The 24,731-nt window shown below is 60.2% G+C and carries 22 protein-coding genes; 15 read left to right on the forward strand and 7 right to left on the reverse strand.

The window, feature by feature from the left end; genetic code table 11:
- Window positions 1-9 precede the first annotated feature (9 nt).
- The 4 genes from frr to rpsB all read right to left on the reverse strand — a co-directional run bounded on the left by frr (window position 10) and on the right by rpsB (window position 3,323).
- Complete coding sequence (gene frr, locus J5M73_RS09510) at window positions 10-567, reverse strand: ribosome recycling factor (protein WP_102861367.1); 558 nt, start codon at window positions 565-567, stop codon at window positions 10-12.
- On the reverse strand, window positions 564-1,307 hold the full coding sequence (gene pyrH, locus J5M73_RS09515; RefSeq protein WP_011059526.1) for a UMP kinase: 744 nt from the start codon (window positions 1,305-1,307) through the stop codon (window positions 564-566). The genes frr and pyrH overlap by 4 nt, the downstream gene beginning before the upstream one ends.
- 208 nt (window positions 1,308-1,515) lie before the next feature.
- Window positions 1,516-2,382 carry a translation elongation factor Ts gene (gene tsf / locus J5M73_RS09520; protein ID WP_016962579.1) on the reverse strand — a complete coding sequence of 289 codons (867 nt, stop codon included), beginning with the start codon at window positions 2,380-2,382 and terminating at the stop codon, window positions 1,516-1,518.
- Window positions 2,383-2,585: 203 nt separating this feature from the next.
- Entirely contained in the window at window positions 2,586-3,323 is a 738-nt protein-coding gene (rpsB, locus tag J5M73_RS09525) for a 30S ribosomal protein S2 (RefSeq protein ID WP_011059524.1), read from the reverse strand.
- Between the two features lie 396 nt (window positions 3,324-3,719).
- Here rpsB and map point away from each other — a divergent pair, with 396 nt between their 5' ends.
- The 7 genes from map to J5M73_RS09560 all read left to right on the forward strand — a co-directional run bounded on the left by map (window position 3,720) and on the right by J5M73_RS09560 (window position 12,695).
- A complete protein-coding gene (gene map / locus J5M73_RS09530; RefSeq protein ID WP_102861366.1) occupies window positions 3,720-4,502 on the forward strand; it encodes a type I methionyl aminopeptidase in 783 nt (260 codons plus the stop codon).
- Window positions 4,503-4,550: 48 nt separating this feature from the next.
- The gene (locus tag J5M73_RS09535; protein ID WP_102861365.1) at window positions 4,551-7,253 is read left to right on the forward strand and encodes a [protein-PII] uridylyltransferase; all 2,703 of its coding nucleotides are present in this window, start codon (window positions 4,551-4,553) and stop codon (window positions 7,251-7,253) included.
- 38 nt (window positions 7,254-7,291) lie between these two features.
- Window positions 7,292-8,491: a succinyldiaminopimelate transaminase gene (gene dapC, locus J5M73_RS09540; RefSeq protein WP_102861364.1), complete on the forward strand. Its 1,200-nt coding sequence runs from the start codon at window positions 7,292-7,294 to the stop codon at window positions 8,489-8,491.
- A gap of 421 nt (window positions 8,492-8,912) precedes the next feature.
- Window positions 8,913-9,896 carry a hypothetical protein gene (locus J5M73_RS09545; RefSeq protein WP_102861363.1) on the forward strand — a complete coding sequence of 328 codons (984 nt, stop codon included), beginning with the start codon at window positions 8,913-8,915 and terminating at the stop codon, window positions 9,894-9,896.
- A gap of 1 nt (window position 9,897) precedes the next feature.
- Window positions 9,898-10,530, forward strand: coding sequence for a DUF2997 domain-containing protein (locus tag J5M73_RS09550; protein ID WP_102861362.1), 633 nt, complete (start codon window positions 9,898-9,900; stop codon window positions 10,528-10,530).
- Window positions 10,531-11,088, forward strand: a complete 558-nt coding sequence (locus J5M73_RS09555; RefSeq protein WP_102861361.1) for a 4Fe-4S single cluster domain-containing protein — start codon at window positions 10,531-10,533, stop codon at window positions 11,086-11,088.
- Window positions 11,085-12,695 carry an AAA family ATPase gene (locus tag J5M73_RS09560; protein ID WP_102861717.1) on the forward strand — a complete coding sequence of 537 codons (1,611 nt, stop codon included), beginning with the start codon at window positions 11,085-11,087 and terminating at the stop codon, window positions 12,693-12,695. The genes J5M73_RS09555 and J5M73_RS09560 overlap by 4 nt, the downstream gene beginning before the upstream one ends.
- A gap of 69 nt (window positions 12,696-12,764) precedes the next feature.
- Here J5M73_RS09560 and J5M73_RS09565 read toward each other — a convergent pair whose 3' ends face one another.
- Window positions 12,765-14,411, reverse strand: coding sequence for a Na+/H+ antiporter (locus J5M73_RS09565; protein ID WP_102861360.1), 1,647 nt, complete (start codon window positions 14,409-14,411; stop codon window positions 12,765-12,767).
- A 237-nt stretch (window positions 14,412-14,648) separates the two neighbouring features.
- Between J5M73_RS09565 and J5M73_RS09570 the strand changes: the two genes are divergently transcribed.
- The 4 genes from J5M73_RS09570 (at window position 14,649) to J5M73_RS09585 (ending at window position 17,931) form a co-directional block, all read left to right on the forward strand.
- Complete coding sequence (locus J5M73_RS09570; protein ID WP_102861359.1) at window positions 14,649-15,011, forward strand: ArsC family reductase; 363 nt, start codon at window positions 14,649-14,651, stop codon at window positions 15,009-15,011.
- A 33-nt stretch (window positions 15,012-15,044) separates the two neighbouring features.
- Complete coding sequence (dapD, locus tag J5M73_RS09575; RefSeq protein ID WP_102861358.1) at window positions 15,045-16,079, forward strand: 2,3,4,5-tetrahydropyridine-2,6-dicarboxylate N-succinyltransferase; 1,035 nt, start codon at window positions 15,045-15,047, stop codon at window positions 16,077-16,079.
- Window positions 16,080-16,318: 239 nt separating this feature from the next.
- Complete coding sequence (locus J5M73_RS09580; protein WP_102861357.1) at window positions 16,319-17,524, forward strand: aminotransferase class V-fold PLP-dependent enzyme; 1,206 nt, start codon at window positions 16,319-16,321, stop codon at window positions 17,522-17,524.
- Complete coding sequence (locus tag J5M73_RS09585) at window positions 17,521-17,931, forward strand: SufE family protein (RefSeq protein ID WP_102861356.1); 411 nt, start codon at window positions 17,521-17,523, stop codon at window positions 17,929-17,931. The genes J5M73_RS09580 and J5M73_RS09585 overlap by 4 nt, the downstream gene beginning before the upstream one ends.
- Before the next feature lie 123 nt (window positions 17,932-18,054).
- Here the strand turns inward: J5M73_RS09585 and tcdA are convergent, their stop codons facing one another.
- Window positions 18,055-18,864: a tRNA cyclic N6-threonylcarbamoyladenosine(37) synthase TcdA gene (gene tcdA, locus J5M73_RS09590; RefSeq protein ID WP_060842598.1), complete on the reverse strand. Its 810-nt coding sequence runs from the start codon at window positions 18,862-18,864 to the stop codon at window positions 18,055-18,057.
- 217 nt (window positions 18,865-19,081) lie between these two features.
- Here tcdA and J5M73_RS09595 point away from each other — a divergent pair, with 217 nt between their 5' ends.
- From J5M73_RS09595 to J5M73_RS09610, 4 genes are all read left to right on the forward strand, one after another.
- The gene (locus J5M73_RS09595; protein ID WP_102861355.1) at window positions 19,082-21,673 is read left to right on the forward strand and encodes a glycosyltransferase; all 2,592 of its coding nucleotides are present in this window, start codon (window positions 19,082-19,084) and stop codon (window positions 21,671-21,673) included.
- A gap of 185 nt (window positions 21,674-21,858) precedes the next feature.
- Complete coding sequence (gene dapE, locus J5M73_RS09600) at window positions 21,859-23,010, forward strand: succinyl-diaminopimelate desuccinylase (protein ID WP_102861354.1); 1,152 nt, start codon at window positions 21,859-21,861, stop codon at window positions 23,008-23,010.
- The gene (locus J5M73_RS09605; RefSeq protein WP_102861353.1) at window positions 23,010-23,819 is read left to right on the forward strand and encodes a putative RNA methyltransferase; all 810 of its coding nucleotides are present in this window, start codon (window positions 23,010-23,012) and stop codon (window positions 23,817-23,819) included. Before dapE ends, J5M73_RS09605 begins: the two co-directional genes overlap by 1 nt.
- A gap of 88 nt (window positions 23,820-23,907) precedes the next feature.
- Window positions 23,908-24,285: a hypothetical protein gene (locus J5M73_RS09610; protein WP_102861352.1), complete on the forward strand. Its 378-nt coding sequence runs from the start codon at window positions 23,908-23,910 to the stop codon at window positions 24,283-24,285.
- A gap of 100 nt (window positions 24,286-24,385) precedes the next feature.
- On the opposite strand, the gene J5M73_RS09615 is transcribed toward J5M73_RS09610, so the two are convergent.
- Entirely contained in the window at window positions 24,386-24,595 is a 210-nt protein-coding gene (locus tag J5M73_RS09615; RefSeq protein ID WP_011059510.1) for a cold-shock protein, read from the reverse strand.
- Between the last annotated feature and the right edge of the window lie 136 nt (window positions 24,596-24,731).

Here is a 24,731-nt window from a genome sequence, read left to right on the forward strand (position 1 = left end):
GCCTGACCCTTATACGGCCATCAAGTCCTTTTCTTTTTCCTCAGTCGCCTTGGCGATCTGAGCTTCAAAGTCCTTGATCAACTTGTCGATTTCGGCGCTGCCACGACGCTCTTCGTCTTCGCTGATTTCCTTGTCCTTGGTCAGTTTCTTCAACTCGCCAAGGGCGTCGCGACGGATGTTGCGCACGGCAACCCGCGCATCTTCGGCTGCGGCGCGCGCCTGCTTGGTGAAGCCCTTGCGGGTTTCCTCGGTCAGCGGCGCCATCTTGATCAGCAGCAGCTCGCCCAGGTTGGTCGGGTTGAGGTTGAGACCGGCACTGCCAATGGCCTTGTCGATGGCTCCGAGCATGTTGCGCTCGAACGGCACGACCTGCAGGGTCTGGGAGTCCTTCACGGTCACGTTGGCAACGCCGCTCAACGGCGTGTCGGTACCGTAGTAAGGCACCATCACGCTGCCCAGAATGCTGGGGTGCGCCTTGCCGGTGCGGATCTGGCCGAATGCATGCGCCAGAGACTCCAGGGTTTTCTTCATGCGCTCTTGAGCGTCTTTCTTGATTTCGTTGATCATTGCTCGCCTTCCTCGATCAGGGTTCCTTCAGCGCCACCATGCACGATATTCAGCAGGGCGCCGGGCTTGTTCATGTTGAATACCCGCAGCGGCATCTTGTGGTCGCGGCACAGGCAAATGGCCGTCAGGTCCATCACTCCCAGCTTGCGATCCAGCACTTCATCGTAAGTCAGATGATCGAACTTCTCGGCATGTGGGTCCTTGAACGGGTCTGCAGTGTAAACACCGTCGACCTTGGTTGCCTTGAGCACGACATCGGCATCGATCTCGATGGCGCGCAGGCAGGCTGCGGAGTCGGTAGTGAAGAACGGGTTGCCGGTACCGGCCGCGAAAATCACCACTTCTTTGGAGTTCAGGTGGCGCATGGCCTTGCGACGATCATAGTGATCGGTCACACCCACCATGGAAATAGCGGACATCACGATGGCCGAGATATTCGCACGTTCCAGCGCGTCGCGCATGGCCAGGGCGTTCATCACAGTGGCCAGCATGCCCATGTGGTCGCCTGTGACCCGATCCATCCCGGCAGCACTCAAGGCGGCGCCACGGAACAGGTTGCCACCACCGATCACCAGGCCTACCTGGACGCCGATGCCGACCAGTTGGCCAACTTCCAGCGCCATGCGGTCCAGCACCTTGGGGTCGATCCCGAACTCTTCCGAGCCCATCAGGGCCTCGCCGCTAAGCTTGAGTAGAATGCGTTTATAGCGAGCTTGATAACCACTGCCCTGCTGAGCCATTGCGAATCTCTCCTGCGGCGTATTTTAAAAATTCTTTGCGGGCTGTTTTCAGCCTGCGTTCACTCTAGCTTGACGCTGTCACAGCGCCATCAGAACACGACTTTGTAAACCGGTTCCGAGGTAAAGCAACAAAATTGCCCTGCCCATTTGAAAAGAGGCTGCGCGCGTGAGCGGGCAGCCTCTTCTGGGCGACAGTTGAAAAACCGTCTTACTGTTGCTTGGCAGCAGCCAGTTGTGCAGCAACTTCTTCAGCGAAGTTGTCTTCTTTCTTCTCGATGCCTTCACCTACTGCGAAACGGGTGAAGGAAACGATTTCAGCGCCGCCTTTCTTGGCCAGAGCACCTACGGTGACTTCTGGATCCTTGACGAACGCTTGCTCAACCAGGCTGGCTTCAGCCAGGAACTTGCTGATACGGCCAGCGATCATTTTCTCGACGATTTCGGCTGGCTTGCCTTTCATCTTGTCTTCGTTCAGCTGCAGGAACACAGCTTTTTCGCGCTCGATGGCTTCGGCAGAAACCTGCGAAGGCAGCAGGAACTCAGGGTTGCTTGCCGCTACGTGCATGGCGATGTCTTTGGCCAGCTCAACGGAGCCGCCCTTCAGGACAACCGCAACACCGATCTTGTTACCGTGCAGGTAAGTACCGACCACGTCACCTTCAACGCGAGCCAGACGACGGATGTTGACGTTCTCACCGGTCTTGCCCACCAGGATCAGACGGTCAGCTTCCTGAGCCTCGATCAGCGGAGCGGCGTCGGTCAGTTTGTCAGCGAACGCTTTTTCAACGCTGGCAGCAACGAACGCCTTGAAGTCGTCCTGCAGAGCCAGGAAGTCGGTCTGCGAGTTCACTTCCAGCAGGACAGCGGCTTTACCGTCGTCCTTGATGGCGATAGCACCTTCAGCAGCCACGTTGCCTGCTTTCTTGGCAGCCTTGATGGCGCCGGAAGCACGCATGTCATCAATGGCTTTTTCGATGTCGCCGCCGGCCTTGGTCAAGGCCTTTTTGCAATCCATCATGCCTTCGCCGGTACGCTCGCGCAGTTCTTTGACCAACGCTGCAGTAATCTCTGCCATTTTCAAAATCCTCTTGGATAGGTTTTCAACCATTCCACCCGATCGAACGGGCGTTCAATTCTTGGGCGCTGCCCCGAATTCACTTCATAACAGCCCCGCATTACAGAAACTGCCGGGGCGCAACGACGAAATGATTTTCGAGTTGGCAAAAAGGGGGCCAAGCCCCCTTTTTGCGTACTGAGTAAACGCTAAGCGTCAGTTACTCAGGCTTCAGCCGCCGGTGCTGCAGCTTCTTCGAACACTTCGGTGCCGCCAGCAACGTTGTTGCGACCACGGATCACAGCGTCAGCCATCGAACCCATGTACAGCTGGATGGCGCGAATGGCGTCATCGTTGCCTGGGATGATGTAGTCAACGCCTTCCGGGCTGCTGTTGGTATCGACAACGCCGATGACCGGGATGCCCAGCTTGTTGGCTTCGGTGATCGCGATGCGCTCGTGATCAACGTCGATCACGAACAGTGCGTCAGGCAGGCCGCCCATGTCCTTGATACCACCCAGGGAACGATCCAGCTTTTCCAGGTCGCGAGTGCGCATCAGCGCCTCTTTCTTGGTCAGCTTGGCGAAGGTGCCGTCTTCTGCTTGCACTTCAAGGTCACGCAGACGCTTGATGGAAGCACGGATGGTTTTGTAGTTGGTCAGCATGCCGCCCAACCAGCGGTGATCGACGTACGGCGAACCGCAACGTGCTGCTTCTTCAGCAACGATCTTGCCAGCGGAACGCTTGGTGCCGACGAACAGAATCTTGTTTTTGCCCTGGGCCAGACGCTCTACGAAAGTCAGAGCTTCGTTGAACATTGGCAGGGTTTTTTCAAGGTTGATGATGTGAATCTTGTTACGCGCACCAAAAATGTACTTACCCATTTTCGGGTTCCAGTAACGGGTTTGGTGACCGAAGTGCACACCGGCCTTCAGCATATCGCGCATGTTGACTTGGGACATGATAGTTCCTTAATAAGTCGGGTTAGGCCTCCACGTATCCCAATGACCAACCAACAGCATGTGCTGAGGGCACCCAGGTCATCGTGTCGACACGTGTGTGGGTTTGAGCTTTTCGGGGCATCCCCGGAAAGCGGCGCATTTTATACCACAGCAAGGGCCAAAACGGAACCCGGATTCACATCCGTCGATCCTTGCAGTTTTCGCCCTGACCTTGGAAACAGCCCTGAATGCACCATTGTATGGAGACAAGCGCCAGCAGAACCTCAGATTTACGCTGAGCCTCTGTTAGAATCGCATCTTTGCGGCTTCCGAAAACCTCACCGATTCCAGCCTTGCAGGGGCAGGTTTTCAAGCCATTCCGTGTATATCGCGCCATTGAGCGTCAAGAGAGCCTGTATGACCGTCACCCTCAAAACTCCCGAGGACATCGCCAAAATGCGTGTCGCCGGCAAACTGGCCGCCGAAGTCCTGGAAATGATTGCCGAGCATGTCAAACCCGGTGTCACCACCGAAGAACTGGACCGAATCTGCCACGACTACATCGTCAACGTGCAGGGCGCTATCCCAGCCCCGCTGAACTACAAGGGTTTCCCCAAGTCCATCTGCACCTCGATCAATCACGTGGTGTGCCACGGCATTCCCAACGAGAAGCCCCTGAAGGACGGCGACACCCTGAACATCGACGTCACCGTGATCAAGGACGGCTACCACGGCGACACCAGCCGCATGTTCCACGTCGGCACCGTGCCAGTCTGGGCCGAGCGCCTGTCGCAGATCACCCAGGAATGCATGTACAAGGCCATCGAACTGGTGAAGCCGGGCTGCCGCCTGGGCGACATCGGCGAAGTGATCCAGAAGCACGCGGAAAAGAACGGCTTCTCGGTCGTGCGCGAATTCTGCGGCCACGGCATCGGCAAGGTATTCCACGAAGAGCCGCAGATCCTGCACTACGGCCGCGCCGGCACCGGCATGGAACTCAAGGCCGGCATGACCTTCACCATCGAGCCGATGATCAACCAGGGCAAGGCCGACACCAAGGTACTGGGCGACGGTTGGACCGCCATCACCAAGGACCGCAAGCTCTCGGCACAGTGGGAACACACCCTGCTGGTGACCGAAACCGGCTACGAGATCTTTACCCTGCGCAGCGATGACACCATCCCCCGGGTATCTGCCTGATCCACAACGCCGCGTCCCGACCTTATAGATAGAAAGGAAAGCCAATCGATGCCGCAGGTGGATCCCGAACTCTTCGACCGTGGCCAGTTCCAGGCGGAACTGGCACTGAAGGCCAGCCCCATCGCCGCCTTCAAGAAAGCCATCCGTCAGGCACGGGAAGTGCTCGACAACCGCTTTCGCAGCGGACGGGAAATCCGCCGGCTGATCGAGGACCGCGCCTGGTTCATCGATAACATCCTGCAAAAGGCCTGGGACCAGTTCACCTGGAGCAACGAGGCCGACATCGCCCTGGTGGCGGTCGGCGGCTACGGCCGCGGCGAGCTTCACCCCTATTCCGATATCGACCTGCTGATCCTCCTGGACAGCGCCGATCACGAGATCTTTCGCGACTCCATCGAACGCTTTCTCACCCTGCTCTGGGACATCGGCCTGGAAGTCGGGCAAAGCGTGCGTTCGGTGGATGAATGCGCCGAGGAGGCCCGGGCCGACCTGACGGTGATCACCAACCTGATGGAAAGCCGCACCATCGCCGGCCCCGAGCGCCTGCGCCAGCGCATGCTGGACGTCACCAGCACCGCACATATGTGGCCGAGCAAGGACTTCTTCCTGGCCAAGCACGCCGAGCAGAAGGCCCGCCACCACAAGTACAACGACACCGAATACAACCTGGAGCCCAACGTCAAAGGCTCCCCAGGCGGCCTGCGGGATATCCAGACCATTCTCTGGGTCGCCCGCCGCCAGTACGGCACCCTGAATCTGCGAGCCCTGGCCGGCGAAGGCTTCCTGGTGGAAAGCGAAAACGCCCTGCTGGCCTCCTCTCAGGAGTTCCTGTGGAAGGTCCGCTACGCCCTGCACATGCTCGCCGGCCGCGCCGAAGACCGCCTGCTGCTGGACCACCAGCGCTCCATCGCCGAGCTACTGGGTTTCAGCGGTGAAGACGTCAAACAGTCGATTGAAAGCTTCATGCAGCAGTACTACCGGGTGGTGATGAGCATCGCTCAGTTGAGCGACCTGATCATCCAGCACTTCGAGGAAGTGATCCTCGCCCCCGAGGACGAAGCCCCGCCGCAGCCGATCAACGCTCGCTTCCAACTGCACGACGGCTACATTGAGGCGATCAACGACAACGTGTTCAAGCGCACGCCGTTCGCCATGCTGGAAATCTTCGTGCTGATGGCCCAGCACCCGGAGATCAAGGGCGTGCGCGCCGACACCATCCGCCTGCTGCGCGAACACCGGCACCTGATCGACGACGACTTCCGCCACGACATCCGCAACACCAGCCTGTTCATCGAGCTGTTCAAGTGCGAGATCGGCATCCACCGCAACCTGCGGCGGATGAACCGCTACGGCATCCTCGGACGCTACCTGCCGGAGTTCGGCTTCATCGTCGGACAGATGCAGCACGACCTGTTCCACATCTATACCGTGGACGCCCACACGCTGAATCTGATCAAGCACCTGCGCAAGATGCAGTACACGCCGATCTCCGAGAAATTCCCCCTGGCCAGCAAGCTCATGGGCAAGCTGCCCAAGCCCGAGCTGATCTACCTGGCCGGCCTGTATCACGACATCGGCAAGGGCCGCCACGGCGACCACTCGGAGATTGGCGCGGTGGATGCCGAAGCCTTCTGTGTGCGTCACCAACTGCCTTTATGGGACACCCGGCTGATCGTCTGGCTGGTGCAGAACCATCTGGTGATGTCCACCACCGCCCAGCGCAAGGACCTGTCCGACCCGCAGGTGATCCACGATTTCGCCCAGACCGTGGTCGACCAGACCCGTCTCGACTATCTCTACGTGCTGACGGTCGCCGACATCTACGCCACCAACCCGACCCTGTGGAACTCCTGGCGCGCCAGCCTGTTGCGCCAGCTCTACACCGAAACCAAGCGCGCCCTGCGCCGCGGCCTGGAAAACCCGGTGGACCGCGAAGAGCAGATCCGCCAGACCCAGAGCGCCGCCCTGGACATCCTGGTGCGCAACGGCACCGACCCGGACGAAGTGGAACAACTCTGGTCGCAACTGGGGGACGACTACTTCCTGCGCCACACCGCCGGCGATGTGGCCTGGCACAGCGACGCGATCCTCCAGCAGCCGGCGGACGGCGGCCCGTTGGTGCTGATCAAGGAAATCACCCAGCGCGAGTTCGAGGGCGGCACCCAGATTTTCATCTACGCCCCGGACCAGCACGACTTCTTCGCGGTGACCGTGGCCGCCATGGACCAGCTCAACCTGAACATCCATGACGCACGCATCATCACCTCCAGCAGCCAGTTCACCCTCGACACCTACATCGTCCTGGACAACGACGGCGAGTCCATCGGCAACAACCCGCAGCGGGTCGAACAGATCCGCAAGGGCCTGACCGATGCCCTGCGCAACCCCGACGACTACCCGACCATCATCCAGCGCCGGGTGCCGCGCCAGCTCAAGCATTTTGCCTTCGCCCCCGAAGTGACCATCCACAACGACGCCCAGCGCCCGGTCACCGTGCTGGAGCTCAGTGCCCCGGATCGCCCAGGCCTTCTGGCGCGGATCGGCAAGATCTTCCTGGAGTTCGACCTGTCGCTGCAGAATGCCAAGATCGCCACCCTGGGCGAGCGCGTGGAAGACGTGTTCTTCATCACCGATGCGCACAACCAGCCCCTTTCCGACCCCCAGCTGTGCAGCCGCTTGCAGGATGCGATCGTCGAACAGTTGAGTGTCAGCCATGAACCGACTATCGAAATGACCCGCCTGAGCATCTGAAGGGTCCGAACCGCCGCTTTGAGTGAGAAAACGCACCGATGAACAACGCTCTGAACCAGTTGCAGCCCTACCCGTTCGAAAAGCTGCGAGCCCTGCTCGGCACCGTGACCCCCAACCCGGACAAGCGCCCGATCGCCCTGTCCATCGGCGAACCCAAGCACCGCTCGCCGAGCTTTGTCGCCGAAGCCCTGGCCAGCAACCTCGATCAGATGGCGGTGTACCCCACCACCCTGGGCATCCCGGCGCTGCGTGAAGCCATCGCTGGCTGGTGCGAGCGCCGCTTCGGCGTGCCGACCGGCTGGATCGACCCGGCGCGCAACGTCCTGCCGGTCAACGGCACCCGTGAAGCCCTGTTCGCCTTCACCCAGACCGTAGTCAACCGCGGTGACGACGCCCTGGTGGTCAGCCCCAACCCCTTCTATCAGATCTACGAAGGCGCCGCCTTCCTTGCCGGGGCCAAGCCGCACTACCTGCCGTGCCTGGATGAAAACGGCTTCAACCCGGATTTCGACGCCGTACCGGCCGAGATCTGGCAGCGCTGCCAGATCCTCTTCCTGTGCTCCCCGGGCAACCCCACCGGCGCGCTGATCCCGCTGGACACCCTGAAAAAACTGATCGCCCTGGCCGACGAACACGACTTCGTGATCGCCGCCGACGAGTGCTACAGCGAGCTTTACTTCGACGAGCAGACCCCACCGCCGGGCCTGCTCAGCGCCTGTGTCGAACTGGGCCGCAAGGACTTCAAGCGCTGCGTGGTGTTCCACAGCCTGTCCAAGCGCTCCAACCTGCCGGGCCTGCGCTCCGGCTTCGTGGCCGGCGACGCCGACATCCTCAAGGGCTTCCTGCTGTACCGCACCTACCACGGCTGCGCCATGCCGGTGCAGACCCAGTTGGCCAGCGTCGCCGCCTGGAACGACGAAGTGCACGTGCGCGCCAACCGCGCGCTGTACCGCGAGAAGTTCGACGCGGTGCTGGCAATCCTCGCACCGGTAATGGACGTGCAGCGCCCGGACGGCAGCTTCTACCTGTGGCCCAACGTGGCCGGGGATGACGCCGCCTTCTGCCGCGACCTGTTCGAGCAGGAGCACGTGACCGTGGTCCCGGGTTCCTACCTGTCGCGGGATGTGGACGGCACCAACCCGGGCGCCGGACGGGTGCGCATGGCGCTGGTTGCGCCGCTGGCGGAATGCGTGGAAGCCGCCGAGCGGATTCGCGATTTCGTGTTGCGTCGCAAGTAATATGAGAGACACCCCACTGTAGAAAGCCTTGCCCGAGAAGCGTCTGGCGCGCCCCTGACTGCCCACCAGAACGCCTTCTCCGGCAAGCCCTCTTTCCACAAGGTTGTTGGCGTTCTCGCGGGCCTGTTGTGAGCCCCTTCCCCTAAGGGCTTGCGCCCATTGCCCCCGAGTCTGCCTCCCCCACATTCAATCACCGGATACCGACCTGCAACCTCGGTCATCAACCGCAGCTTCTAGCCAGCACGCATTGAAGACAGGCATCGCGACCTGATTGATATCGGTACTTTTGCGGAGCTTCCATTACCGATGCCGGGTGCCAGCCCCCATTTTTTTTATTATCTCTCTGTGTAAAATACGCTGGGTATTTAACGAAAAATCATCGCATAAAAACCGCTAATTTTGCCCATCAAGGAGAGAGGGAGTGATAACAACTATTCCCCTATGGAAAATGTTCACAGAAACAAAGGGGAGGGCCTATGGCTTGGCCATTATTGCAACGTTTCCTGTTTTGTGTACTGGTGGCGCTCTGGCATTTCTTGAAGGCTTGCAGACCGGCAAAACCAGAACTGCGATACTTGGACTTATCACCGTAATTCTATTTGGCCTAGGCGCAGTTATTACGCTTACTCCAGGGCGCAAATATATTCCTGGAAAATCCTTCACAGGCTATCGTTCAAAGCAAGCCAAGGTGCAGAAACTCATAAAACATGGCTTCTGGATAATTATCTTACTGGCTGCCGGACTTACACTTATCATCCCTTCCAGATACATAATCATTAGCCTGAGCACCATCGGCGCCTTAACTAGTCTTTATCATTACTCAAAGTCCATAAAATTTCATGAAGACATAGACTTCTCGACCAACCAATACCTCGCCTCCTCTTTGCAAATCGTCCCTGGAGAAAAAGTACTGGCGAGTTACCAGAATTTTCATGACGATGACATCCAAAGAGGTAGCAACGCCTTTATCGTCACAGCGACCAAGCTGATCATCGCCTCCTTCAACGGCGAACATTGGGAAAAATTTTCCCGCGAGCTTAATCAGATTACTCACATAGGCATCGTCGGCAACGAATCCGAGACCTATTTTGTCAAGTTAATCTTCGATGACGGCACTGATGCATTGTTGCGCATCGGTCTTTATGAAAAGCTTACTTCAACCCCAGCCCTGGTTATAAAACGCCTACTTGAAGTGATAGATTCCAGCTTGCTTGGCGATCACAGCGCAGCAAAAGCCTCTCAGCGACGCCGGGTGATTGCGCCTCAAAGCGCGACACAGGCCCCAACGCCCCCGGTCAAATCCGAAACGGCGGCGACACCCCGAAATATAGAAATTGCGCCAACCACGCTGAATGACATAAAGAATTCAGAAGAAGTAAAGTCTGGTAGAAAGCTGGAGCTCTGACATGTCACATTGTACAAAATTTGATTTCACCTACACCGACGAAGAAGCCATAACCAAAGCTTTTGTAAAACTAGGACTAACACCTACAACTGACATTGTGTCCGAGTTCAACAGTGATTTCAGCAAGGAGGTCCTTGGCCCCTTGGGCTACATGGGTCGTCGCCAATTTCGCGCCATCTGCGCATCCGCTGAAGACGACCTCAACTACTTTGCATGCAAGATAGAAAATAACTTTTACAAATTACTTATCGAACGAAGCACCCCCATACCAGGCGATGAAAAAAGAATGGCAGACCTGGCAGCGCGCTTCCAAAGAGCCTATGTCAGCGTTGCCATCGACAACACCATTAGTCGCATAAATGCCTCCGGCATCCCAACCCGACTAAAAGAAGGAGATAACCACTTCGAAATAGAATTCGGCTCAAACTACGAATACAGCATCCGCGTCACTTTTTCTGGCAATTCAGTCGCAGAAGAGGTGTTTGGCGTAAAGGGCGATATATGTACGAAGCTTACCGAAGAACTTGAATCGCTGCTGACCAGCCCTACGGCCGAACTGCTGACCGAATGGAAACCGGAATACACGGTGGTACATGAAGAACAGACGCTACAAATACTGAGCGCCAGGCTTTAAATGAACCTGTATTTACATCATACCGAGTTGAGTCGCGCAAACGGCCCTGGACTGCGGATGGTTGTATGGGTGCAAGGATGCGACCTGAACTGCAAGGGCTGTTTCAATCAGAACACCCATGACTCCGAGACCGGCACCTCTATTTCCGTGAGCGACCTGGCCGAACAGATAAATGCCCTGGACGGGATCGACGGAGTAACCGTCTCGGGTGGAGAACCGCTCGACCAGGCTCTAGCCATAGAAGAACTCATTAACGCCGTGCATGGCGAGAAGAACTGGGTGCTTTACACCGGGTACGCACCGAAGGAAATCTTTCGTGACGCCGCCATGACACGCGTGGTCAAGGCCGTGGATCTAACCCTTGCTGGCCGCTATAACAGCAATGCCATTCACCCTTATCAACACAAGCAGCTAATCAAGACCAGTGACCGAGTAGATATCAATTTTTTCAGGACAACAAGAAGCGTTGAGTTCGTTGTTTCCGGCCTTGGCATGACCAGAACCGGCCTCCCAATACAATCCAAAGAGTCCAATGCGTTGAAGAGATGCCCGACATGAACCGCACCCAGAAAATTACCGACTATCTAAAAGCACGTTATGCGATTTTGGTTATCGAATCGTTTGAAGAAGAGCGTGTAATTGCCGAGCTAAGTGAGATCGCAAAGTCGCTCAATCATCGAATTTTCCTCTGGAACTCGACGCTCGGTATCCAGACAAACGGCGCCGTTGTCGGAGATAAGACCTTTGACCTGAAGCTGGCACTAGATTTCTGCGAAGAAAAGGCGCGAGAGGAAAACAGCAAGAATATTTTCGTATTCTGTGATGCACACAACTACCTTACAACCAGCTGCAACGCCATCTATCGCCGCCGCCTGAAAGATCTGGCTATCAACATCCGCTCACACGGATATAGAAGTAACTGCATAATAGTTTCGCCCAATTTCGAAATCGCCAATGACTTGCAGAAAGAAGTAACCTTAATCGACTTTCCGCTTCCATCCAGGGATGAAGTGAAGACTCAGATCGAGAACTTCTCGAATGTCTGGAAAGACAACGACAATGTAAAAATCAATCTGCCTCTGGACAGCAAAGAAAAGCTCATTGACGCTGCGCTGGGGCTTACCAGCCTGGAAATTGACAACTCTCTTTCACGATCGCTTGTCTCAAACTTGAAGCTGGATGAACACACCTTCAAGGATCTGCTTGCCGAGAAAAAACAGATTATCCGTAAAACCGGGATCCTCGAGTACATAGACTCCCAGTTGAACCTGGATGATGTCGGCGGCTTAGCTACGCTAAAAAAATGGCTGCACCTGCGCAGTCAGTGCTTCGGTCAAGCAGCCAAGGAGTTCGGAGTCGGAACACCTAAGGGCCTGCTGCTGACCGGTGTTCCCGGCTGCGGCAAGTCATTGACTGCCAAGTGCGTAGCCTCGTCATGGAACATGCCATTGCTGCGCCTTGATATGGGCAAGATATTTCAAGGTATCGTGGGCTCCTCTGAATCGAACATTCGCTCGGCACTTCAAACTGCCGAGGCCATTTCACCCTGTATCCTTTGGATCGACGAAATTGAAAAAGGCCTCTCCGGCTCCTCCAGCGGCGCTTCGGATGGCGGAACCGCCACCCGAGTATTTGGCACGCTGCTGACCTGGATGCAGGAGAAAACCGCATCGGTCTTTGTATTTGCCACAGCCAACAACCTTGCCAGTCTTCCACCTGAATTACTGAGGAAAGGTCGATTTGACGAAATCTTCTTCGTTGATTTCCCTTCGGCAGTGGAGAGAAGAAAGATTCTTGAGATACACCTCAGAAAACTCAAACGTGACCCCGGCAAGTTTGATCTGGATCGTCTGGTGGACTTGGGGGGAGAGGCAAATTTCGGAAAAGATATTGTGCTCTCCGGTGCCGAGTTGGAGGCCTGGGTAGGCGACGCCCTGATTGAAGCCTTCTCAAGGCGTATGAGTGGTTCTAACGACCCGGACGACCTGGCGATGAGCGATTTTGAAGCAACGATTTCACGTATGGTGCCCATGAGTAAAGTACGCAAGGATGAATTTGCAATACTGCGCGAATGGGCAAATCAGAATGCAATCAGTGCATCCGCCATGACCGTCAATGAAGATGGAGCTGAAAGACAGATGGGGGGACGCCGCATAGACTTTTGATGGTCTTTGCTTTCCCCCTCTCTGGAGGGGGAACCTCAATCCAACCGTCCGCTCTTAGGAACGCTGCATTCACTTCACCTGCCCCAGATTCGCCTCGCTCAAATCCAGGTCCGCCAACACCTCTCGCAGCACATCGTCACCGATCTGGTGATGCCGGCTCAGGCGGTACAGCTCCAGCCGTTGCGCCCGCAGGGCCTTGAGCCGCAGGCGCCGTTCCAGCAAGTCCATCTGCAATGCCAGGGCCTGGGCCTCGGCGGAATCGTTGTAGACCTCCAACTGATGCCGGTACTCAGCCATCAAACGGCCCTTGAGCTCGGTGGCCAGTGCCGCCTGGGCCGCATCGGGGGCCTCACTGGTTTCAGCCACTTCCTCGGCTTCCAACGCATGGATCGCCGCCTCGGCGGTCTTGCGCCAGGCATCGCGGACTTCTCCACGGCGTTTGTCGTCGGGGCTTTTGACGATACCGCGCAACAGCAGCGGCAGGGCAATGCAGGCCGCCACCAGGGACAGCAGGATCACCCCGGCAGCGATAAAGATCAGCAGATCACGTTCGGGGAAGGCCTCCCCGGCGCCCAGGAACAAGGGCACCGACATCACGCCGGCCAGGGTCACCGCCCCACGCACCCCGCCCACCGTCAGCAGCCAGCAGGAGCGCGCCGTGGGCACCAGGGTCAGCTCGCCCTTGCCGCGCCAGCGCCGCAGCAACCCGGACAGGCGCCAGATGCTCTGCACCCAGATAAAGCGCAATACCAACAGCACCAGGAAGATCGCCAGCACATCCAGGCAGCGGTAGAACAGGGTCGGCCAGAGCGAAGTTTCATGACTGACCACGGCCTTGATGATGTCAGGCAATTGCAGCCCCAACAGTAGGAAGATCAGGCCATTGAAGGCGAACTCCAGCAGCGACCAGACACTGCGATTGAGCAGTCGGGTGCTGGTCTGGCGCGGCAGCAGGTCGAGCCAGCTCTGCATCATGCCCGCCGCCACCGCCGAGAGAATGCCCGAGGCCCCCAGGCGCTCGGCCAGGACGTAAGCCGCGAAGGGCAATAGCAACATGAACACCACATGGGTCGCCGGATCGTCCCAGCCGCGGGCGATCATCCAGGCCCGCAGGCGCCCGACCAGCCAGCTCAGGGCCACACCGACCGCCAAGCCACCCACCGCCACCAGGACAAAGGTCAGGCTGGCATTGGCCAGGGAGAACACCCCGGTAACGGCGGCCACCAGGGCGAACTTGAAAGTCACCAGGCCCGAGGCATCGTTCATCAGGGCCTCGCCCTGGAGCATGTGCATCAGCGGGGTTGGCAGGCGGTTCTGGGAAATGGCCGACACCGCGACGGCGTCGGTGGGCGACAGCACCGCGGCCAGGGCGAAAGCCACCGGCAACGGGATGGTCGGCAGCAGCCAGTGAATGAAATACCCGGCCCCGACCACGGTGAACAGCACCAGGCCCACCGCCAGGGTCAGGATCGGGCCACGCAAGCGCCAGAACTCGCGCTTGGGCATGCGCCAACCGTCGGAAAACAGCAACGGCGGCAGGAACAGGAAAAGGAACAATTCCGGGTCCAGGGCCACATGCAAACCCAGGGTCGGCCAGGCCAACAGGGCTCCGGCGGCGATCTGTACCAGAGGCAAGGGCAGCGGAATCACCCGTCCGACCAGTCGCGAAAGACTCACCAGCATCAGCAGGATGAGGACGGTATAGGCGGTTTGCATAAAGCGAAAATCCAAGGCTCAACAGGAAAAATCGTACGCATCTCAGCTGAGAATCGCCGACGAAGTGCCATATTAGCCGCTTAAACTCGGTACTGACCGCTGCACAAAAGTCGCAAGCCCCATGACCTGCCATGCAACAACCTGCGACAAAGCCGATTTCAGGCCGACGCTGAAGCGCTGCGGTCGTGGCATAATCCGTGACCTTTCATCTCCAGCATCTCCAAAGGGGGCAATTCCTTGACCGCTTCAAGCAAAACGTTGCACCTTTTCGGCATCAAAGCCTGTGACACCATGAAAAAGGCGCGCACCTGGCTCGATGAACACGCTGTCAGCTATGACTTCCATGATTACAAAACCTCCGGCATTGACCGTGAGCACCTGAACCAGTGGTGCAACGAGCACGGCTGGCAGGTGGTGTTGAACCGCGCGGGCACGACCTTTCGCAAACTCGATGACGAAAGCAAAGCCGATCTCGACCAGGCGAAAGCCGTTGAACTGATGCTCGCGCAACCTTCGATGATCAAGCGCCCGGTGCTCGACCTCGGAGACAAGACCCTGATTGGCTTCAAGCCAGACCTTTACGCAGCGGCGCTCAAGTAAGCCTGCTCACTCTATTTCGCAAGAGGTAACTGCATGTCCACTACTCTGTTCAGCCTGGCATTCGGTGTCGGCACCCAAAATCGTCAAGGCGCCTGGCTGGAAGTGTTCTACGCATCGCCACTGCTCAATCCTGCCGCCGAAATCGTTGCCGCTGTCGCACCGATCCTCGGCTACAGCGAAGGCAACCAGGCCATCACCTTCACCACCGCCCAGGCCGCGCAAATGGCCGACGCGCTGAAAGGCATCGACGCCACCCAGGCTGCGCTGCTGACCCGCCTAGCCGAAAGCCACAAGCCGCTGGTAGCCACCCTGCTGGCCGAAGACGCTCAATTGACCTCCACCCCAGAGGCTTACCTGAAGCTGCACCTGCTGTCCCACCGTTTGGTCAAGCCACATGGCCTGAGCCTGGCCGGGGTGTTCCCCCTGCTGCCGAACGTAGCCTGGACCAGCCAGGGCGCCATCGATCTGGGCGAGTTGGCCGAGCGGCAACTGGAAGCCCGCCTGCGCGGCGAGCTGCTGGAAGTGTTCTCGGTGGACAAGTTCCCGAAAATGACCGACTACGTGGTGCCGAGCGGCGTGCGTATCGCTGACAGCGCGCGGATTCGCCTGGGCGCCTACATCGGCGAAGGCACCACCGTGATGCACGAAGGCTTCGTCAACTTCAACGCCGGCACCGAAGGCCCGGGCATGATCGAAGGCCGTGTATCGGCGGGCGTGTTCGTCGGCAAGGGTTCGGACCTGGGCGGTGGCTGCTCCACCATGGGCACCCTGTCGGGTGGCGGCAACATCGTGATCAAGGTCGGCGAAGGCTGCCTGATCGGCGCCAACGCCGGTATCGGCATTCCCCTGGGCGACCGCAACACCGTGGAGTCGGGCCTGTACGTGACTGCCGGCACCAAGGTGGCGCTGCTGGACGAAAACAACCAGCTGGTCAAGGTGCTCAAGGCCCGGGAACTGGCCGGCCAGCCGGACCTGCTGTTCCGCCGCAACTCGGAAACCGGCGCCGTGGAGTGCAAGACCCACAAGTCGGCCATCGAGCTGAACGAAGCGCTGCACGCTCACAACTAGGCCTGTAGGAAAACTCGCCGAGCAACGATCAGGCAGGCAAAAGCAGGCGAGGAAGCGCAGTGTAGGGACCTACATGAGCCTTCCGAGCCTGCTTCTGCGTAACGCCGAAGGCGCCCAGCGCGCCGCATGCTCGAAGCGCAGGCAGTTTTCCTGCAGCGCCGAAGCAGAGATTCGGTTTCATCGGAACCTGCCGGGCGCTTATCATCGGCGCCCGGCCTGTTCAAACGAGTTCTGCCACCATGCTTGTAACCTCCCCCTGGCGCGCCGACTTCCCGGCCATCGCCGCCCTACATCGCCAGGACCAGACCTACCTGGACAACGCCGCCACCACGCAAAAACCCCAAGCCCTGCTGGACGCCCTGGCCCACTACTACGCCAATGGCGCGGCCAATGTGCATCGCGCGCAGCACCTGCCCGGCGCCCATGCCACCCAGGCCTTCGAGGACAGTCGCAGCAAGGTCGGCCAATGGCTCAATGCCGGTGACAGCGGACAGATCATCTTCACCCACGGCGCCACCAGTGCGCTGAATCTCCTGGCTTATGGCCTGGAGCAGCAATTTGAAAGCGGCGATGAGATCGTCATCAGCGCCCTTGAACACCATGCCAACCTGCTGCCCTGGCAACAGTTGGCCCAACGTCGCGACCTCAAGCTGCTGATCCTGCCCCTGGATGCCGACGGACTGATCGATATTGATGCGGCAAGCCGTCTGATTGGCCCTCGCACTCGCCTGCTGGCAGTGAGCCAGTTGTCCAATGTGCTCGGCGCCTGGCAACCCTTGACGCCACTGCTGGCCATGGCCAAGGCCCAGGGCGCACTGACGGTGATCGACGGCGCCCAGGGCGTGGTCCATGGCCGTCACGATGTGCAGGCCCTGGGCTGCGACTTCTATGTGTTCTCCAGCCATAAACTCTATGGTCCGGACGGCGTCGGCGTGCTGTTCGGCCGTCATGCCGCGCTCAAGCACCTGCGTCATTGGCAGTTCGGCGGAGAAATGGTCCAGGACGCCGACTACCAGCACGCCAGCTTTCGCCCGGCGCCCCTGGGATTCGAGGCCGGCACCCCGCCGATCGCCGGAGTCATTGGCCTGGGGGCGACCCTGGATTACCTCGCAGGCCTGGATCAGCAGGCAGTGGCTACGCACGAAGCCGCGCTGCATGCCTATCTGCTGCAAGGCTTGCAGGCACGCAATGGCATCCGCCTGCTGGGCACGCCGCAACTGGCCCTGGTCAGCTTCGTCGTCGATGGCGTGCACAACGCCGACCTGGCCCACCTGCTGACCGAACAGGGCATTGCCGTGCGGGCCGGTCATCATTGCGCCATGCCGCTGATGAAAAGCTTCGGCCTCGTCGGGGCGATTCGCGTATCCCTGGCGCTGTACAACGACTCCGAGGACTTGGAGCGTTTCTTCGAAGCCCTGGATCAGGCCCTGGAGTTGCTGCGATGAGCCTGCCGGCGGACGCCGTAGCCGCCCTTGAAGTTTTCCAGGGGGCTGCCGGCTGGGAACAGCGGGCCCGCCTGCTGATGCAATGGGGCGAGCGCCTGCCGCCCCTGAGCGAGGACGACAAGGTAGACGCCAATCGAGTCCATGGCTGTGAAAGCCAGGTCTGGCTGGTGGCGGCCCTGGACAATGGTCATTGGCAGTTTGCCGCCGCCAGCGACGCACGGCTGATTCGCGGTTTGGTGGCCTTGCTGCTGGCCCGGGTCAACGGCCTGACGGTGCAGCAATTGCAGGAAGTGGACCTGGCGGACTGGTTCAACCAACTGGGCCTGTCGCGCCAGCTCTCGCCGTCGCGCAGCAATGGCCTGAACGCCGTCTTGCAACGCATGAACGAACTGGCCGGCGCCCTGTAGCCGCTGCCGAGCCTGCGAGGCTGCGAAAAGGTCCGCAGGACCTTGCCTGGCGATCTCCCGCCAGACCTCTAGCGGCCTCAAGCCCCCACGGCCCGCCGGGCCGCTCGCAGCCTGCGGCCGCGGCTACAAGGGTTTACTGCGTTCCGAGGGGCGGCGCACGCCGGCAACGATCTTGTCCACCGCCTTGGTCGCGGCCACCATGCCAAAGGTCGCGGTCACCATCATCACCGCGCCAAAACCGCCGGCGCAGTCGAGCTTGACCCCGTCGCCGACAAAGCTCTTCTGCAGGCAGATGCTGCCATCGGGTTTCGGATAACGCAGTTGCTCGGTGGAAAACACGCAGGGCACGCTGTAGTGCCGGGTCACGGTACGCGAGAAACCATAGTCGCGGCGCAACGTGGAGCGCACTTTGGAGGCCAGTGGATCGTTGAAGGTGCGGTTCAGGTCGCAGACCTGGATCAGCGTCGGGTCGATCTGCCCGCCGGCACCGCCAGTGGTGATGATCTGGATCTTGCGCCGCTTGCACCAGGCGATCAGCGCCGCCTTGGCATTCACGCTATCGATGCAGTCGATCACGCAGTCGATGTTCGGGGTGATGTATTCGGCCATGGTCTCGCGGGTGACGAAATCCGCCACCGCATGCACGCGGCAGTCCGGATTGATGCCGCGCAGGCGCTCGGCCATGACCTCGACCTTGGGCTTGCCCACGGTGCTGTCCAGGGCATGCAGTTGCCGGTTGCTGTTGCTGACGCAGACATCGTCGAGGTCGAACAGCGAGATCTCGCCCACCCCGCAGCGGGCAATGGCTTCCGCCGCCCAGGAACCGACTCCGCCGACGCCAACGATCGCCACATGGGCCGCCCGCAGCCGCTCCAGGCCTTCAATGCCATACAAACGGGCGACGCCGGCAAACCGTGGATCTTCTGTACTCATGACCATCACCTAAAAAACCGGCGAGCATTATAGGGCCTCAAGGCGACAAGTTTTAACCTTGAAGCTACAAGTAAAGAACTTAAACCCGAATACAGTGCCCAAGGTCTGGCTTTCCTCTGTGCGCTGTACGCTCAGTTGAGGGCCGGTGTAGGATGCCCGCCGTTTGGCGCCTGCCAACCCTTCCCTCGTTCCACACCTTTTGGAACCCGAAATAGCTATGTCATCGCGTAAATTTGGACTCAATCTGGTGATAGTGCTGGCCATTGCCGCGCTGTTCACCGGTTTCTGGGCGCTGATCAATCGCCCGGTCTCGGCCCCCGACTGGCCGGAACAGATCTCCGGTTTTTCCTACTCGCCTTTCCAGCAGGGCCAGTTCCCGCAGAAGGAGCAGTACCCGTCCGACGATGAAATGCGTCGTGACCTGGAGATCATGAGCAAGCTGACCGACAACATCCGTACCTATTCGGTGGACGGCAGCCTGCAGGATATTCCCAAGCTGGCGGAAGAGTTCGGCCTGCGCGTGACCCTGGGGATCTGGATCAGCCCGGACCTGGAGCGCAACGAGCGGGAAATCATGCGCGCCATCGAACTGGCCAACAGCTCGCGTAGCGTGGTGCGGGTAGTGGTGGGCAACGAAGCGATCTTCCGCAAGGAAATCGCCGCCGACCAGTTGTCGGTGATTCTCGACCGGGTCCGCGCTGCGGTGAAAGTCCCGGTCACCACCTCGGAACAGTGGCACGTCTGGGAGGAACACCCGGAGCTGGCCAAGCACGTCGACCTGATCGCCGCGCACATCCTGCCGTACTGGGAGTTCATCCCGGTGGACAAGGCCGAGCAGTTCGTCCTCGATCGCGCCCGCGACCTGAAGAAGATGTTCCCGAAAAAGCCGCTGCTGCTGTCCGAAGTGGGCTGGCCGAGCAACGGCCGCATGCGCGGTGGCGCCGACGCCAGTCCGGCGGACCAGGCGATCTACCTGCGCACCCTGGTCAACAAGCTCAACCGCCAGGGCTACAACTACTTCGTCATCGAAGCCTTCGACCAGCCGTGGAAGGCCAGCGACGAAGGTTCGGTGGGCGCCTACTGGGGCGTGTTCAACGCCGCCCGCCAGCAGAAATTCAACTTCGAAGGCCCGGTAGTGGCGATCCCGCAATGGCGGGTGCTGGCCATCGGCTCGGTGGTGCTGGCGCTGCTGTCGCTGACCCTGCTGATGATCGACGGCTCGGCCCTGCGCCAGCGTGGCCGCACCTTCCTGACCTTCATCGCCTTCCTCTGCGGTTCGGTGCTGGTGTGGATCGGCTACGACTACAGCCAGCAATACAGCACCTGGTTCAGCCTGACCGTGGGCTTTCTCCTCGCGCTCGGTGCGCTGGGGGTGTTCATCGTGCTGCTCACCGAGGCCCATGAGCTGGCCGAGGCGGTGTGGATCCACAAGCGGCGGCGCGAGTTCCTGCCGGTGGAAGGCGACTCCAGCTACCGGCCGAAAGTCTCGATCCACGTGCCGTGCTACAACGAGCCGCCGGAGATGGTCAAACAGACCCTCAATGCCCTGGCCAACCTCGATTACCCGGACTTCGAAGTCCTGATCATCGACAACAACACCAAGGACCCGGCGGTCTGGGAGCCGGTGCAGGCCTATTGCGAGACCCTAGGCCCGCGCTTCAAGTTCTTCCACGTCGCGCCATTGGCCGGTTTCAAGGGCGGTGCGCTGAACTACCTGCTGCCGCACACCGCCAAGGATGCCGAAGTGATCGCAGTGATCGACTCCGACTACTGCGTCGACCGCAACTGGCTCAAGCACATGGTGCCGCACTTCGCCGATCCGAAGATCGCCATCGTGCAATCGCCCCAGGACTACCGCGACCAGAACGAAAGTACCTTCAAGAAGCTCTGCTATGCGGAATACAAGGGCTTCTTCCATATCGGCATGGTCACCCGCAACGACCGTGACGCGATCATCCAGCACGGCACCATGACCATGACCCGGCGTTCGGTGCTGGAAGAACTCGGCTGGGCCGACTGGTGCATCTGCGAAGACGCCGAGCTGGGCCTGCGCGTGTTCGAGAAAGGCCTGTCGGCGGCCTACCATCACGAAAGCTACGGCAAGGGCCTGATGCCCGACACCTTCATCGACTTCAAGAAGCAGCGCTTCCGCTGGGCCTATGGCGCGATCCAGATCATCAAGCGCCACACCGCCAGCCTGCTGCGTGGCAAGGACACCGAGCTGACCCGTGGCCAGCGCTACCACTTCCTGGCGGGTTGGCTGCCGTGGGTGGCGGACGGCATGAACATTTTCTTCACCGTCGGCGCCCTGCTGTGGTCGGCGGCGATGATCATCGTGCCGCAACGGGTCGACCCGCCGCTGCTGATCTTCGCGATCCCGCCGCTGGCGCTGTTCGTGTTCAAGGTCGGCAAGATCATCTTCCTCTACCGCCGGGCCGTGGGGGTCAACCTCAAGGATGCGTTCTGCGCGGCCCTGGCAGGCCTGGCCTTGTCCCACACCATCGCCAAGGCGGTGCTGTACGGCTTCTTCACCAGCAGCATCCCGTTCTTCCGCACCCCGAAGAACGCCGACAACCACGGCTTCTGGGTAGCCATCTCGGAAGCCCGGGAAGAGTTGTTCATCATGCTGCTGTTGTGGGGCGCGGCGCTGGGGATCTTCCTGGTGCAGGGCCTGCCCAGCAACGACATGCGCTTCTGGGTGACCATGCTTCTGGTGCAGTCGCTGCCCTATGTGGCGGCACTGATCATGGCGTTCCTGTCGTCACTGCCAAAACCTGCGGAACACCCCGAGCCGGCTCCAGCCGCCTAAATCGATGCAAAGCACTAAACGGCGGCCTCAGGCCGCCGTTTTGCTTTAAGATATCCGCCATTTTGCGCGCCCCGCCCAACCCTGTAGGCGCTGGCTGACCAGCGAACCACGCGACGCGGTGTAACCAGTAAACCGCCATCGCCGGCCAGCCGGCTCCTACACAATGCCTTGCACCGGAGTTCCCCATGACGGCCCCTGCCGAGCTTTCGCCGACCCTGCAACTTGCCTGTGATCTGATCCGTCGCCCCTCGGTGACGCCGATCGACGCCGACTGCCAGAAGCTGATGATGCAGCGCCTGGGGGATGCCGGCTTCAAGCTGGAACCGATGCGCATCGAGGACGTGGACAACTTCTGGGCCACCCATGGCCAGCATGAAGGCCCGGTGCTGTGCTTCGCCGGCCACACTGACGTGGTGCCCACCGGCCCGGTCCAGGCCTGGCAGAACGATCCGTTCGAAGCCCTGATCGATGAACACGGCATGCTGTGTGGCCGTGGCGCGGCGGACATGAAAGGCAGCCTGGCCGCCATGCTGGTGGCCGCCGAGCGCTTTGTCGCCGACTACCCGGACCACAAGGGCTCGGTAGCCTTCCTGATCACCAGCGACGAAGAAGGCCCGGCGCACCACGGCACCAAGGCGGTGGTGGAACGCCTGGCGGCACGCAAGGAGCGCCTGGACTGGTGCATCGTCGGCGAACCTTCGAGCACCAGCCTGGTGGGCGATGTGGTCAAGAACGGCCGCCGCGGCTCCCTCGGCGCCAAGCTCACGGTGCGTGGAGTGCAAGGCCACGTGGCCTACCCGCACCTGGCCAAGAACCCGATCCACCTGGCGGCTCCGGCCTTGGCGGAACTGGCGGCCGAACACTGGGACGACGGCAATGCCTTCTTCCCGCCCACCAGCTTCCAGATTTCCAACCTCAATTCCGGGACCGGCGCCACCAATGTGATCCCGGGGGATCTGGTGGCGGTGTTCAACTTCCGCTTCTCCACCGAATCCACCGTTGAAGGCCTGCAACAACGGGTTGCAGCGATCCTCGACAAGCACGGCCTGGACTGGCACGTGGACTGGGCCCTGTCCGGCCTGCCGTTCCTCACCGAACCCGGCGCCCTGCTGGACGCGGTCTCGGCCAGCATCAAGCAAGTCACAGGTCGCGAGACCCAGGCGTCCACCAGCGGCGGCACGTCCGACGGGCGCTTCATCGCCACCCTGGGCACCCAGGTGGTGGAATTGGGCCCGGTCAACGCCACCATCCACCAGGTCAACGAGCGGATCCTGGCCAGCGACCTGGATGTGCTGACCGAGATCTACTATCAGACTCTCGTCAAGTTGCTTGCCTGATGCTTGCCTGTCCTCTTTGCAACGCACCGCTGAACGCCGTGGACAACGGCGTGGTCTGCCCGGCCGGGCATCGCTTCGACCGTGCCCGCCAGGGCTACCTGAACCTGCTGCCGGTGCAGCACAAGAACAGCCGTGACCCGGGCGACAACCAGGCCATGGTCGAGGCCCGCCGCGACTTTCTCAACGCCGGGCACTACGCCCCGGTGGCCCGGCGCCTGGCAGAGCTGGCGGCAGAACGCACGCCCCAGCGCTGGGTCGACATCGGCTGCGGCGAGGGTTACTACACCGCGCAGTTGGCCGACGCCCTGCCCGACGCCGACGGCTACGCCCTGGATATTTCCCGGGAGGCCGTGAAACGCGCCTGTCGTCGCGCGCCGCAACTGACTTGGATGGTCGCCAGCATGGCGCGCATCCCGTTGGCCGATGCCAGTTGCCAGTTTCTCGCCAGCGTCTTCAGCCCCCTCGACTGGCAAGAGGCCAAGCGCCTGTTGAGCCCGGGTGGCGGCCTGATGAAAGTCGGCCCTACCAGCGGCCACCTGATGGAGCTGCGCGAACGCCTGTACGACGAAGTGCGTGAATACACCGACGACAAGCACCTGGCCCTGGTGCCGGAGGGCATGGCCCTGGCCCACAGCGAAACCCTGGAGTTCAGGCTGCGCCTGGAACGCCCGGAAGATCGCGCCAACCTGTTGGCCATGACGCCCCACGGCTGGCGCGCCAGCGCCGAACGCCGGGCCGCAGTGATCGAGCAGGCCGAGCCTTTCGAGGTCAGCGTGTCGATGCGCTACGATTACTTCGTGCTGCAATAACCCCCTACTTAACCCAACGACCGCGGGCATGGGCCCGGGGTCGAAGAAATCCGCGAATGGATTTTTCAGACCGGCAATGAGGACATCCATGCGCCAGCCCGATATCGAGATTTACCTGAAAGACGCCGACGTCGACTACAAGGCCATCGCCACCTGGCTCGGCGCCGTGCTCGGCCCGTGCAGCGACTGGGTGCAAAAGGGCCAGACCTACAAATGCACCGCAGGCTCAGTACCCGTGACCTGGCTGCCCAAGGCCGTGGGCAAGTGGAACAGCCTGTACCTGGAAAGCGACCAGACTCCGTGGGATGACGACATTGCCTGTGCCCGCGCCGCCTTTGCCGCGCTGAATGTGGAAGTGCGCTGCGCACCGGGCAGTTGGGTCGAGGAAGAAGGTGAAGAGACCGCCGATCGCTGGATTCGCATCAGCACCGACGGCGAAGAAGAGATTACCTGGCGCACTGCCTGAACAGCGCAATCCGGTAGGAGCCGGCTTGCCGGCGAAAAGGCTCCTGAGCCTTGCATCGTCAGCGCCTCCTTCGCTGGCAAGCCAGCTCCTGCAGGGTTGGTTACAGGCCGACGACGTCTTCGGCTTGCAGACCTTTCTGGCCTTCGACCACGGCGTATTCCACCTGCTGGCCTTCGGTCAGCGAACGGTGGCCTTCGCCACGGATCGCTCGGTAATGGACAAACACGTCCGCCCCACCTTCACGCTGGATAAAGCCGTAGCCCTTGGCGTCGTTGAACCACTTCACGTTGCCGGTCTCACGAGTAGTCATGAATCCACACCTCATTTTTTTATTATTGGCTGGGCGCACTGCCACCCTGCCTTGAGAACTTTCCCTCGAGCTGCCTCTCTATGACTGGAGGCAATACGACCGCGGGAGAGTCGGCCGAGTATATGACAGGCGTAAA

This window comes from Pseudomonas sp. 50_B, assembly GCF_017491625.1.
GTDB lineage: Bacteria > Pseudomonadota > Gammaproteobacteria > Pseudomonadales > Pseudomonadaceae > Aquipseudomonas > Aquipseudomonas danubii.